The 15,036-nt window shown below is 60.6% G+C and carries 16 protein-coding genes, 2 tRNA genes and 1 pseudogene; 5 read left to right on the forward strand and 14 right to left on the reverse strand.

Annotated elements, in window-relative coordinates; genetic code table 11:
* Positions 1 to 74: 74 nt before the first annotated feature.
* The 3 genes from HYR72_03705 to HYR72_03715 are packed head-to-tail and all read right to left on the reverse strand — an operon-like array spanning position 75 to position 2,884.
* On the reverse strand, positions 75 to 317 hold the full coding sequence (locus HYR72_03705; protein ID MBI1814061.1) for a hypothetical protein: 243 nt from the start codon (positions 315 to 317) through the stop codon (positions 75 to 77).
* Positions 307 to 1,743 carry a type IV secretory system conjugative DNA transfer family protein gene (locus HYR72_03710; GenBank protein MBI1814062.1) on the reverse strand — a complete coding sequence of 479 codons (1,437 nt, stop codon included), beginning with the start codon at positions 1,741 to 1,743 and terminating at the stop codon, positions 307 to 309. The genes HYR72_03705 and HYR72_03710 overlap by 11 nt, the downstream gene beginning before the upstream one ends.
* Entirely contained in the window at positions 1,724 to 2,884 is a 1,161-nt protein-coding gene (locus HYR72_03715) for a hypothetical protein (GenBank protein ID MBI1814063.1), read from the reverse strand. Before HYR72_03715 ends, HYR72_03710 begins: the two co-directional genes overlap by 20 nt.
* A 382-nt stretch (positions 2,885 to 3,266) precedes the next feature.
* Here HYR72_03715 and HYR72_03720 point away from each other — a divergent pair, with 382 nt between their 5' ends.
* Positions 3,267 to 3,452: a hypothetical protein gene (locus HYR72_03720; protein ID MBI1814064.1), complete on the forward strand. Its 186-nt coding sequence runs from the start codon at positions 3,267 to 3,269 to the stop codon at positions 3,450 to 3,452.
* A 245-nt stretch (positions 3,453 to 3,697) separates the two neighbouring features.
* On the opposite strand, the gene HYR72_03725 is transcribed toward HYR72_03720, so the two are convergent.
* From HYR72_03725 to HYR72_03745, 5 genes are all read right to left on the reverse strand, one after another.
* Complete coding sequence (locus HYR72_03725; GenBank protein ID MBI1814065.1) at positions 3,698 to 4,642, reverse strand: hypothetical protein; 945 nt, start codon at positions 4,640 to 4,642, stop codon at positions 3,698 to 3,700.
* A 288-nt stretch (positions 4,643 to 4,930) separates the two neighbouring features.
* Positions 4,931 to 5,842: a replication-relaxation family protein gene (locus tag HYR72_03730; GenBank protein MBI1814066.1), complete on the reverse strand. Its 912-nt coding sequence runs from the start codon at positions 5,840 to 5,842 to the stop codon at positions 4,931 to 4,933.
* Positions 5,843 to 6,367: 525 nt separating this feature from the next.
* A complete protein-coding gene (locus HYR72_03735) occupies positions 6,368 to 7,261 on the reverse strand; it encodes a helix-turn-helix domain-containing protein (GenBank protein MBI1814067.1) in 894 nt (297 codons plus the stop codon).
* A 3-nt stretch (positions 7,262 to 7,264) separates the two neighbouring features.
* Positions 7,265 to 8,110 carry a ParB/RepB/Spo0J family partition protein gene (locus tag HYR72_03740; protein MBI1814068.1) on the reverse strand — a complete coding sequence of 282 codons (846 nt, stop codon included), beginning with the start codon at positions 8,108 to 8,110 and terminating at the stop codon, positions 7,265 to 7,267.
* Positions 8,107 to 8,874: a ParA family protein gene (locus HYR72_03745; GenBank protein ID MBI1814069.1), complete on the reverse strand. Its 768-nt coding sequence runs from the start codon at positions 8,872 to 8,874 to the stop codon at positions 8,107 to 8,109. Before HYR72_03745 ends, HYR72_03740 begins: the two co-directional genes overlap by 4 nt.
* Before the next feature lie 524 nt (positions 8,875 to 9,398).
* Here HYR72_03745 and HYR72_03750 point away from each other — a divergent pair.
* Both HYR72_03750 and HYR72_03755 read left to right on the forward strand, forming a co-directional pair.
* Positions 9,399 to 9,599, forward strand: a pseudogene (locus tag HYR72_03750) (DUF3596 domain-containing protein).
* 309 nt (positions 9,600 to 9,908) lie between these two features.
* Positions 9,909 to 10,718 carry a site-specific integrase gene (locus HYR72_03755; protein ID MBI1814070.1) on the forward strand — a complete coding sequence of 270 codons (810 nt, stop codon included), beginning with the start codon at positions 9,909 to 9,911 and terminating at the stop codon, positions 10,716 to 10,718.
* Here HYR72_03755 and HYR72_03760 read toward each other — a convergent pair.
* From HYR72_03760 to HYR72_03780, 5 genes are all read right to left on the reverse strand, one after another.
* Positions 10,681 to 10,755: transfer RNA gene (locus HYR72_03760), tRNA-Glu, on the reverse strand. The two genes, HYR72_03755 and HYR72_03760, sit on opposite strands and share 38 nt — an antisense overlap.
* 44 nt (positions 10,756 to 10,799) lie before the next feature.
* Positions 10,800 to 10,872: transfer RNA gene (locus tag HYR72_03765), tRNA-Lys, on the reverse strand.
* Between the two features lie 72 nt (positions 10,873 to 10,944).
* Positions 10,945 to 11,556: a 2,3-bisphosphoglycerate-dependent phosphoglycerate mutase gene (locus HYR72_03770; protein ID MBI1814071.1), complete on the reverse strand. Its 612-nt coding sequence runs from the start codon at positions 11,554 to 11,556 to the stop codon at positions 10,945 to 10,947.
* Positions 11,557 to 11,611: 55 nt separating this feature from the next.
* Positions 11,612 to 12,079 carry a hypothetical protein gene (locus HYR72_03775; protein MBI1814072.1) on the reverse strand — a complete coding sequence of 156 codons (468 nt, stop codon included), beginning with the start codon at positions 12,077 to 12,079 and terminating at the stop codon, positions 11,612 to 11,614.
* A gap of 86 nt (positions 12,080 to 12,165) precedes the next feature.
* Positions 12,166 to 12,912: a class I SAM-dependent methyltransferase gene (locus tag HYR72_03780; GenBank protein ID MBI1814073.1), complete on the reverse strand. Its 747-nt coding sequence runs from the start codon at positions 12,910 to 12,912 to the stop codon at positions 12,166 to 12,168.
* Between HYR72_03780 and HYR72_03785 the strand changes: the two genes are divergently transcribed.
* Together HYR72_03785 and HYR72_03790 are read left to right on the forward strand one after the other, a co-directional pair.
* Positions 12,898 to 13,485 carry a metal-dependent hydrolase gene (locus tag HYR72_03785; GenBank protein ID MBI1814074.1) on the forward strand — a complete coding sequence of 196 codons (588 nt, stop codon included), beginning with the start codon at positions 12,898 to 12,900 and terminating at the stop codon, positions 13,483 to 13,485. The genes HYR72_03780 and HYR72_03785 overlap by 15 nt on opposite strands.
* A gap of 73 nt (positions 13,486 to 13,558) precedes the next feature.
* Complete coding sequence (locus tag HYR72_03790; protein MBI1814075.1) at positions 13,559 to 14,617, forward strand: MaoC family dehydratase; 1,059 nt, start codon at positions 13,559 to 13,561, stop codon at positions 14,615 to 14,617.
* Between the two features lie 65 nt (positions 14,618 to 14,682).
* Here the strand turns inward: HYR72_03790 and HYR72_03795 are convergent, their stop codons facing one another.
* The gene (locus HYR72_03795) at positions 14,683 to 15,012 is read right to left on the reverse strand and encodes a hypothetical protein (GenBank protein ID MBI1814076.1); all 330 of its coding nucleotides are present in this window, start codon (positions 15,010 to 15,012) and stop codon (positions 14,683 to 14,685) included.
* Positions 15,013 to 15,036 lie beyond the last annotated feature (24 nt).

A 15,036-nucleotide genomic window follows, 5' to 3' on the forward strand; every position in this document is an offset into this window, starting at 1 on the left:
ATGGCTGCCCCACTTCGACAATGAGCGTAGAGGACGATCGATCCCTGCCGAAGGGCTGGTTTCAGTGTACCCCATCACCACTTGAAACGCTCTGTGGATTTCCCGTGCCTCTTAGCTGGAATGGGCGAGGCAAGCTCTCGCAGCCGCTCGATGTGGGTGTTGCGAAGTTCCTCGAACCGCCGGTGGGCCTCGACAAGCGGCAGCGTTGCCGGCTGTGAAGCTTTGAAGGTGCGCAACCAGTCCTTCATTTTTGGCATCGAATAGAGGGCGGGCGGGAGCAAAGGAATTTCTATCTGGCCAGCGGCCTCATCGTTCACACGAGCAACGCCGAAGCGTTGCGTTTGCCCTTTTTAACCGCAGAAAGAAGAGACGGGCAAAATGGCGTTCTTGCTCGTCGATGGACCAGTACTTCGTATCCCGGTGTTTCTCGTACTCATACTCTACGTGGTAGCCATCGCTTTCGCTTTCCTGTTCGATAGTACTCGATGACTCCGTGTCCGTCAGATCCTCGTCGTCTTCACTGCGCGCAGTGTGAGAACTTCCTACTACGGTGCTGCGCGAGCGCGTCGTCGTAGTGTGACCCACTGTGAGTGGAATTGCAGAAGTTTGTATCTGCTCATCCTTCACGGCCTTCAAGTCCATCTGGTGAGCATAGAACCGCCGGCCGAAATACATGCTCTCCTCGAAGTCGGTAAGCCGCATGACGACTTCCGCATTGACGTTGGCGCGCAACGCCACATAGGTCTCCTCGTTCTCAAGCCGCGCCTGTTCGATCGACTGCATCCCCACGACAAGGTAGAGGCCGTAGCCGGCCGTCTCTGCGAGAATCCGCGCCGTGTCGGCCGTGAGGTACCGGCTTGCTTCGTCAATTGCGAGAAAGAACGGTGCCGTCTTATCCACTTTTTCCCGCCGCTTGGCTCCCATGAAGAACGATTTGATGAGTAGGCGAATAAACAGCGCCGCAGCCTCGTCGTCCTGGTCCTTCGGCTCGGCGTTCACGAGGATAATCCAGCCCTCATCCATGAGTTTTCTGAAATCGAGGCCGGCCGTTGTGAAGGTGAGCCTCAGGCGATCATCCTGAAAGAGGTTTTCTAGGCGTCGGTACGGCGCCGCAAGCTCGTGGTAGCGGTCCAAGAGCCGCGGAAGCTCGGCGATCGCGCCGAGCATCGAGGAGCGCTCAAGACTACGCGTGACCGCCTGCTTGATTGTCGTATCCTGGGGATCGAACAGGTCGCGGGTGAGCAGGAACGGGATACCAAGTTTCAAGAGCGAGAGAAGACCCGACTCCGTCGTCGTTTTCAGGTGGGGTTGTTCGCTGGCCGATCCCTGTTTTCCAAGCGTGCTCAGAAGGGCGCTGGTCAAATTGCCGGCGATGTACGCTTGAGACTGCCCCGGAGCATCGAACGGATCGTACGTAACCACGAACTCAGGATCGTTGATATCCCAGAAGATGACCCGCTTACTGATTCCCTGCTGGCGAAGGAATGAGGCCATGCGCCAGTAACTCGATCCGTGTGGGTCGATGTAACAGAAGCCCGCCTTGCGGCGGCGAGCTAACTGTTGAAGGGCATACTCAATCGCGAACGTTTTTCCACTGCGCGTCGTGCCGTAGTAGGCGAGGTGCGGTCGCTTGCTCGCCTCGCGCGGGTAGATGAACGGTTTCTCCGAATCGTTTGGAGCGTGCCCGAGAAGAAACAGGCTCCCTGCGGAGACCTCATCAAATTTAGTCCAATTCGAAGCCATCTTTCTCGAGCTTTTTCTTCAGGTCCGGATCGGTGCGTAGTTGTTCGCCGTAGTACTTCTTGATCTCTTCGAAACAACGAGCCCGGAGGGTGTCGTCAGCGGCTTGCGCAAATTCGGCGCGTGTGGTTCCCGTCGGCGCTTCACGCCGAAAGCGATCCAGAATGTCATAGTAGGCGTCGAACTTCGTTCCTCGGTCCGATCCCTGGCCCGGCTTCTTGCGCTTTTGACGAAGACTCTTGAGTCTTTGCTTCTTCTCTTCAATAGAAATATCAAGATCGAGATCCTTGTCCTCCTTCTCTTTTGCGAGGCGTTCCACGTCAGCAAATTTTCTGCTCAGAGCCAGAAAATTGTCCACTTTCTGGAGCGCCTGCGCCTCAATCCTCAACCGCACTTCGTTGTAGCGCTCATGTGCCCGGTCGACCTGTCGCTCCTTGAGGTACGTCCAGAATTCCGACCAGGCGGCGACGGAGGCTCCGCTTCCTGGAATCCGCTTCGACGCATCCGACGGTTGATTTGCAAAATCGGTCGCCAACTCTTGTCGGAGCTGCGCCTCTGCTTCCTTGAGGCGTTCGCTGAAGCCTTCGCCCACCCCTCTGATTTGCCGATTCTCTGCCATGGACGGTTGTCCAACACTATCCGAAAGGTCCACGCGCGCCAACGCTTCTCGCTCGACCGCACCTCTCGGCCGAGGGCGACCGCCGAAGAAGGCCACGGAGATCGCGATCCAATCGGCCAAGCGCCAAGCCAGAGGTGTGAGAGGGCCGCGGAAGACGTAGCCAGCGACGCTGGCAGTGACCAGGATGACCAGCAGCACGATTGCCTTCTGGGCGATGGGCATCGGGATCTTGTACGCGGTGGCGGTGGATAGCACCAAAACCCGCACTTTGGGCGGATCAAAACCCAGTACGCCGATGGAGCCGTACATGACGGGTGGGGGAACATCGAAGCGAAAGCGGACCCGTTCAAGCACCCGTTCTGAGGGGAGTTCCCCTGGGCGCGTCCACCGCAACACCTGATGAACTCCAGAATTGTCAGCGAATACCACCTCCGCGTATGGCCTGACGTCTGCCCCCGGCGGCGTAAGGGGATGCACCATTTTGTGTTCGTACTTGATCTCAAAGTTGTCGTCGGCAGCGATCATAATTCCACCCCAACCTGGGGCTGGGTAAATCCAGCTGCTCCAACACTCAGGAGGGCCAGCCTCTATCGTGAAGCGATAGAGTTGGTTGGCCGGCACGCAGTAGCCGTCCGCACAGTGAACGGTCGGCGTTTCCTCGCTTGGTGGAGGCAGTGGCCTCGGCGCATAGCCACAGACCAACGATGCATCGCCTCGAAAAATGTTCACTGATTGCGCTTCGCTGCTCGATGCGCCGCACAGAAGAAGCAGGAGGATCACTTCACAGATCGCCATCTGGTGGTAGAATGAGGTCAGTCGTTGGTGGCCTCTCCCGAGGCCCTCACTTCCGGCAGCGAGCGGCTCATAGATTGGGCCACTCGCACGCCGACAAGGGAGGAGGAATCTCATGAGACCGGCCACGCATACCTTGCAGCACGAGATCGAGAATCTCGATCGGCTCTTTACTGGAGAGTTGAGGCTCGTCAACGAGCGCATCGCGCTGGAGTTTCTACGGCAGAAGCTCCGTCTTGAAAAGCAAAAGGCTCAACTCCTCAGAAGGCTTGCCGGCAGGTTGACGACTCCTGACCGGTAAGGGTGCGACCGGAGCACCACGCAGCAGAGACGCAGGGGCTCCACCCTGGGTAAAGAGAAGAGGCGGAGCACCTGGCGGACACTGCCGCCCAGGTGATCTCACAAGTCCCTCATCTCGCCTCCGGAGCCCCTGCGTCATCCGGTACAGCTCTTTGAAATGGTTTTCGTTTCATTCACGACCCTTCCATCACGGACGGGTCTTTTTCTTTCTGAGGTTGGCTAACGACCGTCGGTCTCGGCGCCTGATCATCTCCTACTCGAAGACTGTTTGAGATCGTTTGTTCCCCAGTGTTCCAGATCGCGATCAGCAAACGGTTCAATCGGCGAAATGTGCGGTCGGTACCGTAGCGCCGAAGGCGAGATGTCGAGACGCTCCCCGAGCGCGCGCTTATATTCGATGGCCACCCTGCTGTAGCGGAAGGTCTGTCTCGGAAGGACGATTCGGGCATATTTCTCGATCTCGACCTCAGCTGCCCTGGGCCTTCTTAGCTTCAGGGCGCGGCTGATCTTCGGTCGAAGCGGGGAGACCGCCATGACCCAATCGAGCTTCTCGTCGTTGAAGTACCTATCAAGGTTGGTAAGGTCGGCCAGCTTTTGCTCCGCTTCTTCCGAATCGAGTTCGACGTGGTGGCCCGCAATCTCGATGCGCGCCTCGGACCGGACAAACGACGAGTTGCTAGTCCTTGCAATCTTCTCAAGTGCGGGAAGGTGGCGGGCAATCTCGAACTTGTCCGGCAGAAGTGTCTCCAACGTTCTCCGACACCTCAACACGTTGAAGTGATCGCGCCACTCACGGATCGCCGGAGGCGCGCTCCGCTTGCAGCTCGCAACGATCAAGTGATCGAGTGCCTGCGCGACCTTCTGAGTAGCCAGATCGCTCGATTCGAGACGAAGTACATCGTAGTGGAGCTCGAACCAAGGGGCCGCCGCGAGAGGATCGCCGACGGCGAGGTAGTGGCGGACAATGGCATCGATGCAATCGCGGAGGTACTCCATCTCATCCGCGGCCCAGCCGGTTTCAAGGATAGTGGACTGGGCTCCCTTGGGGCCGCCGAAACGACTCAGAATCGTCCGACTCACGCGGTACGCCGCTTTCTCCGCGCGGCACTTTGACTGGTCAACTCGCCATCGTCGTTGGAGTTCGAGCACTCCGAGATTCCGTTCCCACTCTGCCTTGGCCGCCCCGCCCATCCTACATTCCGCACAATAGCGCGGAGGCCGCCCACGGCCGCCTGAGAACAAGGTGCGCGGGCAAATTCCTCGCCCGGCGAGATCGCAACTCCGGCACCCCGTGCACTCGCAGTGCCTCGGAGTAACAACATCAACCCTTGGTGCTTCGCCGGGGCAAAACGTTCGTGCAGGCGATGATCGCATTCGGCATCTCCTTTGCCGCTCGCCACTGGCCAGGGTGCCAGGCCATAGAGGTTAGCCCTCTCTTTGATCCAAATCGATCGATGTGTGAAGATCCGGTCCGGAATTTTAATCGGCAGTAGCTCCTTGGGGATGTCCACTGCTGCCCTCCAACACGGAAGGGCTCTTTGCTTTTTCAGACGGAAGCCGCCGTTGCAACGGACTTCCAACAAGTGCACGAAGCGCATACGGATCATCCGCGCTGCGCCATACGGTGGCGAACACGTTCGACGGACAGTCCCCGTATGTCTCCTCCGTGGTGAACCAGAAGAGCCGGCGTTCGTCCGGCCGGATGTCGGTTCCATCGAGTAAGAGGTTCAGCAAGTTCGAAGCGCGCTCTTCAGTCTTGGTGATCACGCACACGCGAAAGCTCGGCACGCCGAAAAACTCAAGATGGCGTTTCTCCCGGTACATTGCCGCGTAATCTTCGAACTTCTCGGCCATGCGGTTGTGGTCCATGGTTGACCGATCGGCTTCGAGGAAGTGGGCATTGGGATGAACGTCGGCACCGGCGAGGATCAGGAACGCGTCGGGGTTCACCTTCCGGAGGTGTCCGTCTAGGCCGCGCCAGTTGCGCAGCAAGGCATACTGCCCGCGAGGGCGGCTTTCTCTTTCGTAGTGCTCGATCGTCAGAGACGACAGTGCTTTCGCTCCGGCGAGCACAGCGACATACCAGCGCGCCACCATGAGTGTGTGTTCGATGAAGAGTGTTTTGACGTCGCGGTTCTTCTCGGGCCAGTCAGCGAACGGAAGCGGCAGTTGGTGCTTGGTCAGGATCTCGGCGCCGGCGCCGGTGAGTGCGTACACAAACTCGCTCCGGCGGTTCTCCCGCGGCAGCCGGCGCACGTAACCACCTGCCGCGAGCTTCCGCAGGCGACGATCAAGGTTTGTGTCCTCTTCCGAGGCAGTGACGCCAAAGAGCGGCAGGATGAGTGCGCGCGTCAAGAAGCGATGCTCGTAGATCGCCTTGAGGATCTTCACGTCTCTTGATTGGAACGCGAATGGGGATGTCTTCCGGGACATGGTTACACGTCTTCTGGCCGCCGAAGCTCCGGGAGCACCGCGTTCAAAGTTGGCCGCTGAGCCCCCTTTGAAGGGGGCGTTCCGCAGTGCAGCGAAGGACAGCGGAACGGGGGTAGATTCCGCCGCAGGCGAATGGAGGGGCTACCACTGTTCCGGCGCAAATCGTCGGGGGCGTCAGCTCCCGACTGCAGACAAAAGGGTGGAGCAACGCGAAACCCCGGAGCTTCGATCGACAGGATCGAAGCGGAGTGTCCGAGCCCAACGACGGCTCGGACATTTTGGCTGCAGTCGGGAGGTGCGGAGCAGGGTTCATCCTGGAAAAAGGGCAAGCACTGCGCGGCCTTTTGTAAGGATGACCTGTCGGGACACGTTTTGACGTGACCCGACACCCTGCGGAGAGCCTCCCGACGATTTGCGCCGGGGTGGGGTTCCGTTGATTCCCTCCTCTCTGTGAACCCAGGTTCACTGATGTCGTTCATGTTCCTATTCCTTTGTCCGTTGGTTCGCCGAAGGCACCGAAGTGTGCGCGAGAAATGCCTCGCGCGCGGCACGAATACTCGCCCGCTCGCCTTCGACACTTTCAGGAGCAGCGAATGAGGTTGCGGCACCGGATGACTGGTTGCGCCGCCGCTTCACGGCCCCGTGAAAGTACTGGCTGGGGGTTTCTCGGATACTGCCGTCGTGCATCCGTTCTTTGGTTTCGCCGAGCGCTTGGAAGATGAGTTCCGTGTCGCTCGCGTGGCCGGTTCGCACAGCGGTCGCCGCGATCTTGAAATACGAGCGATAGTTCTCCGGCTGACCGATGGTCTCTGAAATGGTCTTGGCGAGCCACTCTGCCTTGCCGAACTGATCCCGTGTGAGGCGCGGGGTCCCGTCTGCCGCCCTCCATGGTTTGCGTTCACCAACGTCATTAACGTTTTGAGTATTCTTCATTGGGTATTCTTTGTCGGAAGCCTGCTTCCGTTCTTGTCCGGAATCGTCGTTCCGTTCCGGAGCGGAAAAATCTTCCGGACCGGAGTGACCGCCGTCGTTCCGGCGAACTCGTTCGGGAAGTTTCAGGATGTAGTAGATGTTCGGGCGATTGAGGCCCTGCTGCTTCCAGTCGATGAGAGCGCGGTCGCGCAGCTCCCCCAGGAATGTGCGTACGCTACGATCGGTGATCCCGAGATCTCGCGCTAGCTGTTGCTGCGCCGGGAAGCAGAAATCTTTCTGCCAGGCATATTTCAGGAGCATGGCATAGGTCATTCGGGCACCGAGCGAGAGATCGTTGTTCTCCAGAATACGATTCGGAATCGAAGTGAAGCCGCCCTCAAATTGGCGGAGACTGGCATCCTTGAGGACGACGGTGCGACTCGGTTGCTCGGGTGAAGCGGCCATGGCTCAAGTGGCAACAATGTCTTCCGTCCTTTTCGACTGCCGCGCTTGTCGGAGTTCCGCCAGCTTCGCCTCAAGCGCGATGATGAGTTCGTCGGCGGTCCGATAGTTCACATTGAACGCCTGCAGTCGTTGCTCGGACACGCCGGTCTTCAACGTCTTCACAAGGTCGAGCGCGCCCTCACCCGTAAGGTGCTCTCGAATCATTTGCGTGTGCGCCTGCTCGAAGAGTTCGGGGGTGCTTTGGACCCTGCGGAGCGCCCGGCCGTGCTTCTCGGTCAGCAGTCCGGAACGAATCTCCTCTTGGACGGCCTCGGGGAGTTGCTTCAAACCAAGCAGGTTGAAAATCTGCCGCTTGGTGAGACCGATTGCGTTATGCTTGCTCAACTCGTCCCAGCTTGGTGAACCCAGGTTCATTCGAACTTGGATGAGCGCTTCGGCACGGTCGACCGGGTTCAGGTCTTCGCGCACGATGTTCTCGATGAGGGCATCGATGTACGCCTGTTCCGGTGTTTGATCACGCACAATCACCACGGCGATGTCGGGAATGCCGAGTTCCTTGTGGGCCAACCAGCGACCTTCGCCGGCGATGATTTCGTATTCGGAATTCGTCTTGATCTCACGGACACGGATCGGTTGCAGCAGTCCGCGCGCGCGGATGGATTCCACCAACTCACGGAACTTGACTGGCGAGCGGTGCCGGCGCGGTTGATTGGGATTCGGTCGTATCTTGTCGATCGACAGCGTCGTGAGCGATTGCGTGCGCTCAATGCCGAGAGCGTTGCTCATCGCCTCGGCCCTGCTCGTGCCGATCGGAAACGAATCAAATTTCCCAGCGAAGGATTTCTTCATCGCCGTTCGATCTCCTCGCTTAGATCACGGTACGCCGCGGCGACCTCGGAATTCCGCGCGTACAGGACCACTGGGGCGTCGGCGACGGACGATTCTCCCACGGCCGTGGATCGCTTGATGACGGTTTTGAACAGCAACGGTCCGAACTGTTTGACCAGCTCCGCCAAGATGTCTCGGCTGAGAACCGTGCGGCCGTCGTAGAACGTGCACACGACTCCCAGCACGGCGAGGCTTGGGTTCAAGCGTTTGCGAACCAGTTGAATGGTGTCCTGGAGCAACCGGGTTCCTTGCAGCGGCCATTTGCCCGTAACCGCGACGGGGATGATGACGTGGGTAGCGGCCGTGAGCGCATTGAGCGTGAGGCGGCCAAGGGACGGCGGGCAGTCGAGCAACACGTAGTCATAGCCGCTGACCTTCGAGAGCGCTTCTTGGAGCAGCTTCTCAGCCCCCACCATCTGTGGGAGCTGCATTTCCGCCGCCGCCAAGTATTCGCTTGACGGAATGAGATCGAGGTTCTGGATGCTCGTGGGATGGATCACTTCGGCGGTCTCAAGCTTCGATCCAAGAAACAGATCGTAGACGGTGCGGGAGTTGCCGTTCGCGGTTGGATCGACACCGACTCCGGCTGTCGAGTTGCACTGATGATCGAGATCGATCAGAAGCACCCGTTGCCCGCGTTCGGCGAGAGCGGCTGCCACATTGATGGCCAGCGAAGTCTTTCCGACTCCGCCCTTCTGGTTGGCGATGGCAATGGTCTTGGTCATGGTGGATCGGAGAACGTTCCGCCGCGTTCTCCGGAGATGTCGTGCGTATTGCTGCGAGCGGTAGCCGCATGCACTTTCATAGTACGGCTCTGCACGTACTCGTGTCAAAATTCGCCGTCCACAGTCTGTCAGGAATAATAGTGAGAGAGGACACGGCGACGGAGCGGAATTGAATTCCTGATGCGTGCGCGCTTCATGTGTCGTGTCGTGCTAGCTCAGAACGACGATGAACGCGTCCAGCGGAGTCCGCTCTTTGGATGGCGGGGATGAGTATCTGTCCATCGCTGAGACGGCGGCGCGCCTCCGCCTCAGCCCAAAGCGCGTCCGAAATCTGATGTCAGCGGGCGTGTTGAAATGCGGCTACCACTTCTTTCGCACCGAAGGCATCGGTCCTCGTTTCAAATGGTCACGGATCGTCGAATGGATGGAGGGCAGAGAAGCCTCGCCGCCCGGCAACGATGTCGCCAGACGCAGTCTATGCCGAGTTGACCTCTCCCTGATTCCGGCGCTACGAGACAAGAGGAATGGGCTGTAGGGTCAAAACCAATCAGCACGGTACGCTCGCGTTGAGCGTCCATTGGAACCGTCGCCGGTTTTGGGAGGGCACGGGATTGCCTGACAATGCGAGGAACCGCAGTCAGCTGCAGCGCCTCGCAGACCTGATCAGCGCAGAGATACGGGCACACCGATTCAGCGCGGAGCGCTATCTGCACTACTTTCCGAGCGGCAACCACACTCACGAATTCTCGCCGGTTGAAACGGGACCGGCGAGGACTCACAGCATTCCAACTGTCCGCGAATACTTCGATCTGTGGATCAAGCGTCAGCAGCCGCCATTCGTTCGGCCTGCCTTGACGCGCGACTATCGGCAGAACATCACGCGATCGGTTCTGCCCGTGGGAATCGAAGGTGGCAACGGAGGTCGGCGTGCGTTCGGTGAGCTGTTGCTCACGGAAGTCACCGCGCCGCTTCTGCTTCAGCTTCGAGAGAAACTCGTGGGTCGCGGTTTGGCGCTCAAGTCGGTGCGCAACATCATGGACGCGTCATTCCGCGCGATGCTGCGCGACGCGCGCATCGTGGATCAGCTCATCGACCGTGATCCGTTCACAGGTTTGATCTGGCCCCGCATGCCGAAGCGGCCGGCAGATCCCTTCACCGAGGAAGAGCGCGAGAAGATCCTGTGGTGGTTTCGCAAGAAGGACCCGTTCTACTACCCGTTCGCTTTGTTCCTCTTCCACACGGGGACTCGCCCTTCCGAAGCAGTTGCTCTTCGGTGGGGTGCCGTCGACACGGGACACGGCACCGTAACCATCCACTTATCGCGATACCTCGGCAGCGAGGCAGCAACCAAGACTCAGCACAGCGAGCGTACGATCCGGCTCTTGCCGGAGGTGCGCGATGCGCTGAGAGTGCTCCGGCCACTGCACGCGACCGAAGACAGCTACGTGTTCGTAAACGCGAAGAACGGCGGGCCGATCGAGCAGCGCGAATGGCCAAAGGACCATTGGCGCCGGGCGCTCACCGCGACCAAGGTACGGCCGCGGAAGTTCTACGCCACGAAGCACACGTTCATCAGCGTGGCGCTGACCAAAGGCCTCAATCTCAAGTTCATCGCCGAGTACTGCGGCACGTCGGTGGCGATGATCGAACAGCACTACGGCCGGTTCCTGGCGAGTCGAGTGGACGACCAGCTCGCACTACTGTCCGGCTCCTCTGTCGCCGCCAAAGTCGGACGACGTGTTGCAAAAACTGCAACCTTCGGAGGGGGGTTGCAGTTTCCCGCCGAAAAACCCTTGTGGAATATAGCGTCCCCGACGGGATTTGAACCCGTGTTGCCGACGTGAAAGGCCGGTGTCCTGGGCCAGGCTAGACGACGGGGACGATGGAGCGCGCGATCGGGAGGTGATCCTCGATACCAGTTGAAGTGAGCCGTGCTGGACTCGAACCAGCGACCATCTGCTTAAAAGGCAGATGCTCTACCACCTGAGCTAACGGCTCGTGCCCATGTGGGAGCGTGGGAGCTACCACGCGCTCCAGAGAGGGTCAAGGCAGCGATTCCCGCAGAGGCAATCAATCACCGAGCACTCGCTTGGAAACGATGCGCATGTGCGAATCGAATTCGTACACCACCGGCACGCCGGTGGCCAGGTTCAGCTCCAACACCTGTTCGCGCGTGAGCTGATCGAGCTGCATCACGATCGCGCGCAAGCTGTTGCCATGCGCCGCGACGAGTACGTTCTTGCCCGCCGTGAGATCGGGAACGATCTTGCGATCGAAGTATGGCAGGGTGCGGGCGGCAGTGTCCTTCAGGCTCTCACCGCCAGGCGGTGCGACATCGTAGCTGCGCCGCCAGATGTGAACTTGCGCGTCACCGAACTTCTTGGCAGTCTCGGCCTTGTTGAGGCCCTGCAAATCACCGTAGTGGCGTTCGTTGAGCGCCTGATCACGTTCGATGGAGAGATCGCGCTGCCCGATGACATCGAGCACGATGGCGAGGGTTTCGTTGGCTCGCTGCAACTCGGAGGTGTACGCGCAATCGAAGCGAACAGCGCGCAGCTTTTCGCCGGCGCGTCGTGCTTCCGCGCGCCCGTTCTCGGTCAGCGGCACATCGACCCAACCGGTGAAACGGTTCTCCAGATTCCATTGCGACTCTCCGTGTCGCAGCAAGACCAGCAGCGCCATGCGGGCGTGGATAGTGGGCGGGCAGCGTCAAGTCAACAATCGAGGACGATCGCTGTTATTCTTCCGGTCCAAGTGCGGGCGGGCTCGGTGTCGGCTTCACCTTCTGGTGCCGCTGCGACTCTAAGTGCAGCTCGTCCTCCTTCGCATCACCGGTTTGCTCGGGACCGATCTCGTCGGCTTCCCCGTCTTCCCACTGGGCATCCTCCTCCTCGCGAATCTCCTCGTGAACCGGTGCCGGCTTCAACGGACGGCGCCCATACAACAGCATGCAGCGCTCGACCCAGCGAAAATCTTGATTGAGCGCGCGGCCGACGTCGACCACTTCCACTTGTCGCGTCGGGCGGCGGCTGCGCATGTGGTCCACATGCTGCACGATCTCGACACAGGGCAGCCGCATCCGCGGAGCGACATTCGCGCGCGGGGTCGGCACGCGCTCGCTCAGCGTCGCGGCCGACGCCATCATCGCGAGCGTACTCAAGGCGGCGACCATGAGGTACACCCCAGCGCGGCGAAGCAACAGCATGGAGGCACTGTACCGGCTGAGCCGCCCTCGGTGCAACCGTGCGACCGCTCCGCGTCGCCGATCCGACGACGCACGCAGCGGCAGCGCTATGCCGGGCGGCGGGCGAAAATGATCGTGGTCGATTCTTCGCGCGCGGCGGCCGCGCGCGCTGCGCGCAACTGCTTCACCAGCGCCGTCGGCTCGGCGTCGCCGCTCTCCAGCAACAAGCGATCGAGCCGCTGCCGCGCCATCTGCGTGCCCTGGCTCGCTTGCGGCCGGGCCGCTCGCTCCGTGCTAACGTCGACAAATCCGACGGTCGCGACGCGATCGGACCAGCACGCCAAGTTCTCACCTGGCACCGCGGCCAAGCGCAGGCGAATGGCGAAGTGCGCACCCGGGCGCAACACGCGCCACGCTTCGCGCAAACCAGCGAGCGGATCGGCGAGCCCTTGCAGCGCCGCACCGCCCCACACATGCGTGAACACCCGCTCGCGCAACGGCAGCGCAGCGCCCTCGCCTGCGAGAAAACGGACTTGCGGGACCAGTCGTGCCCGCGCGGTGAGCCGGCTGGCGGCCCACACCAACGCCGCCGACTGATCGACGCCCACGACGGTGCAACCGAACCGGGTCGCCAACCAGCGCGCCGGCCCGCCGAGCCCCGCACCGATCTGCAGCGTGTGTTCGTATTTGCGAAAGATGCCGCGCGAGCACAGCACATCGAGCGGAGCGAAGTCGCCCGGGGCGTACTCGACGCCGGAGAACGGTGCGCCGCGCGGCGGCGGCATGCTGCGCGACAGCTCGCGGTTGAGCCGCTCGAGCGCGTCAACCAGCACCGCAGCATGGGCCATGCTCATGCCGGCCAGCCCGCGCCCGGCTTTGACTTCGTGCCGCGCGGTTTCTACGGTCGCGGCGCCGTGACGGTCGTCAGTCATTTCTTCTGGAACTGGTATTTGTTCCGTAACCGCCCATGGGTCTGGAAGCTTGCCTGGGGCGGCGTATTGCCGGATCTGCCATACATCGTCCTGCTCGGTTACTACTCGCTGCAACTGCGAGTCAACGGCCTGCTCGATCTCAGCGCGTGGGATCGCGCGTGGCACCATCCGTTGGTCTGCGCACTGCACTCCTTCGTCCCTTGCCTCGTGGTCGGCGCCCTGAGCTATGTGGCAGTGCGCCGCTTGTGGCTGGCGTGGTGGCCGCTATGGGCGGGATGGCTGTCGCACGTGGTGCTCGACATGCTCACCCATCGGAGCGATGGCTATCCGATCTTCTATCCGCTCAGCGACTACCGCTTCCCGACCCCGGTATCGTATTGGGAGCCCGCCTACCACGGCTATGCGTTCATGGTCGTGAACGACTCGCTCATGCTCGCGTTGCTGGTCCGGCACTTCGTTGTGCGGCGTCGCATCGCACGCCTGGCCTTACGTTGACAGTCCGGAGGGCGCTTGTCATTATCCCGCGCCACACGATCCTCGTTTGCCACCTGCCGCGGAGATTTCGTTTATGGCCGTTGTTCATAAGAAGAAAGGGAACTTCCTCGAAGACTTCACGGTTGGCCACGTGTTTCGCCACAAGGTGGGACGCACGGTGAGCGAAGGTTTGCTCAACGCCTTTACGGCGTTCGACATGACCACCAATCCGCTGAGTAAGAATCGCCGCTACGCGCAGCGCTATGGGTTCAAGGACATGGTGTTGCCGCCCGGGCTGGTGATGGCGGTCGTCTTCAGCCAAAGCGTGGAGGATATTTCCGAAAACGCGCGCGCCAACCTGGAGTACATCAACATGCGCTTCGGTGCGCCGGTCTACCTCGGCGACACCATCGAAGTGCACTCGATCGTGCTGGGAGTGAAGCCGTCGAGCCGTGACAAGGAACTCGGCGTCGTCCACGTGCAAACCACGGGTCAGAACCAGGACGGTCTCGTGGTGCTCACCTATGAGCGAAAGGTACAGGTGTGGAAGGGCCGGGCCGACGCTGAGATTGTCGAAGCGGCGATCGCGGCGCCGCCGGTCGAAGTGACCCCCTGGCTCCCACCCTACGACCGCGCTCGCGCCTACGCCGAGCTGGCGCACTTGGCCAGTTCCGACACGTACTTCGAGGACTTCAACGTCGGTGACACCATCGAGCACTCACGCGGACGGACGATGACCACCGAGCACATCGCATTGACCGCGATGCTCGACAACACCTCGCAGGTCCACTGCAACCAACACTTGATCGATCAGAATCCCAGCAAATTTCTCGGTGGGCAGCTCATCATCTTTGGCGGCATCCCGTTCAACCTGTGCCTCGGCTTGTCGTGTCCCGATGTCGGCGACAACGCGCTGGCGGATCTGATCTATACATCCGGCCGCCACACCGGCCCGCTATTCGCCGGCGAAACAGTTTTCGCCAGCACCGAGATCCGCGCCAAGCGCGAGTATCCAGGACGCGCCGACCTCGGCGTGTTGGCAACGACCTTACGAGGCCACAAGCACAAGCGCGACGGCGCCACCTTTGAGCCGGTCGAGATCTTCTGCCTGGAGCGCGAGTTGATCGTGAAGCGCCGCACGCACTACGCGTGAGCTGAACGCCGAGCGTTGGCGAGAGCGACAACCACGGTCCGCTCTCGCCAACGCGAGCGAGCTGGTCACGCCTGAAGCTTGCCGCGACGCGACGCTTGGTAGTGATTGGCGCAGTATCCCTTAGCCACGTAGGCCTTGCCGCACCCCTTCACTCCGCACACACGCTTTGGCGGCGGTTGATTGTCTTTGGGTGGCTTCCAGCCCTTCAAGGCGTGCTTCGAGATGTCGAGCCCCTCGTTGAGCAGGGCAATCACCACCTCGGTCTTGGAGGCACCCAAATTCTTCGCGACATTCTGAATGGCATCACTAATATGGGCGGGGATCTTGACGTTCATCAGCTTGCTCAGGCCCTTTTCGCGCCCCTTCAGATCCTGCAGTCGTAGATCAGCTCGCATACGTTCCTCCTCAAATTCCGCGGC

The organism is Deltaproteobacteria bacterium (genome assembly GCA_016178705.1).
Classification (GTDB): domain Bacteria; phylum Desulfobacterota; class Binatia; order HRBIN30; family JACQVA1; genus JACOST01.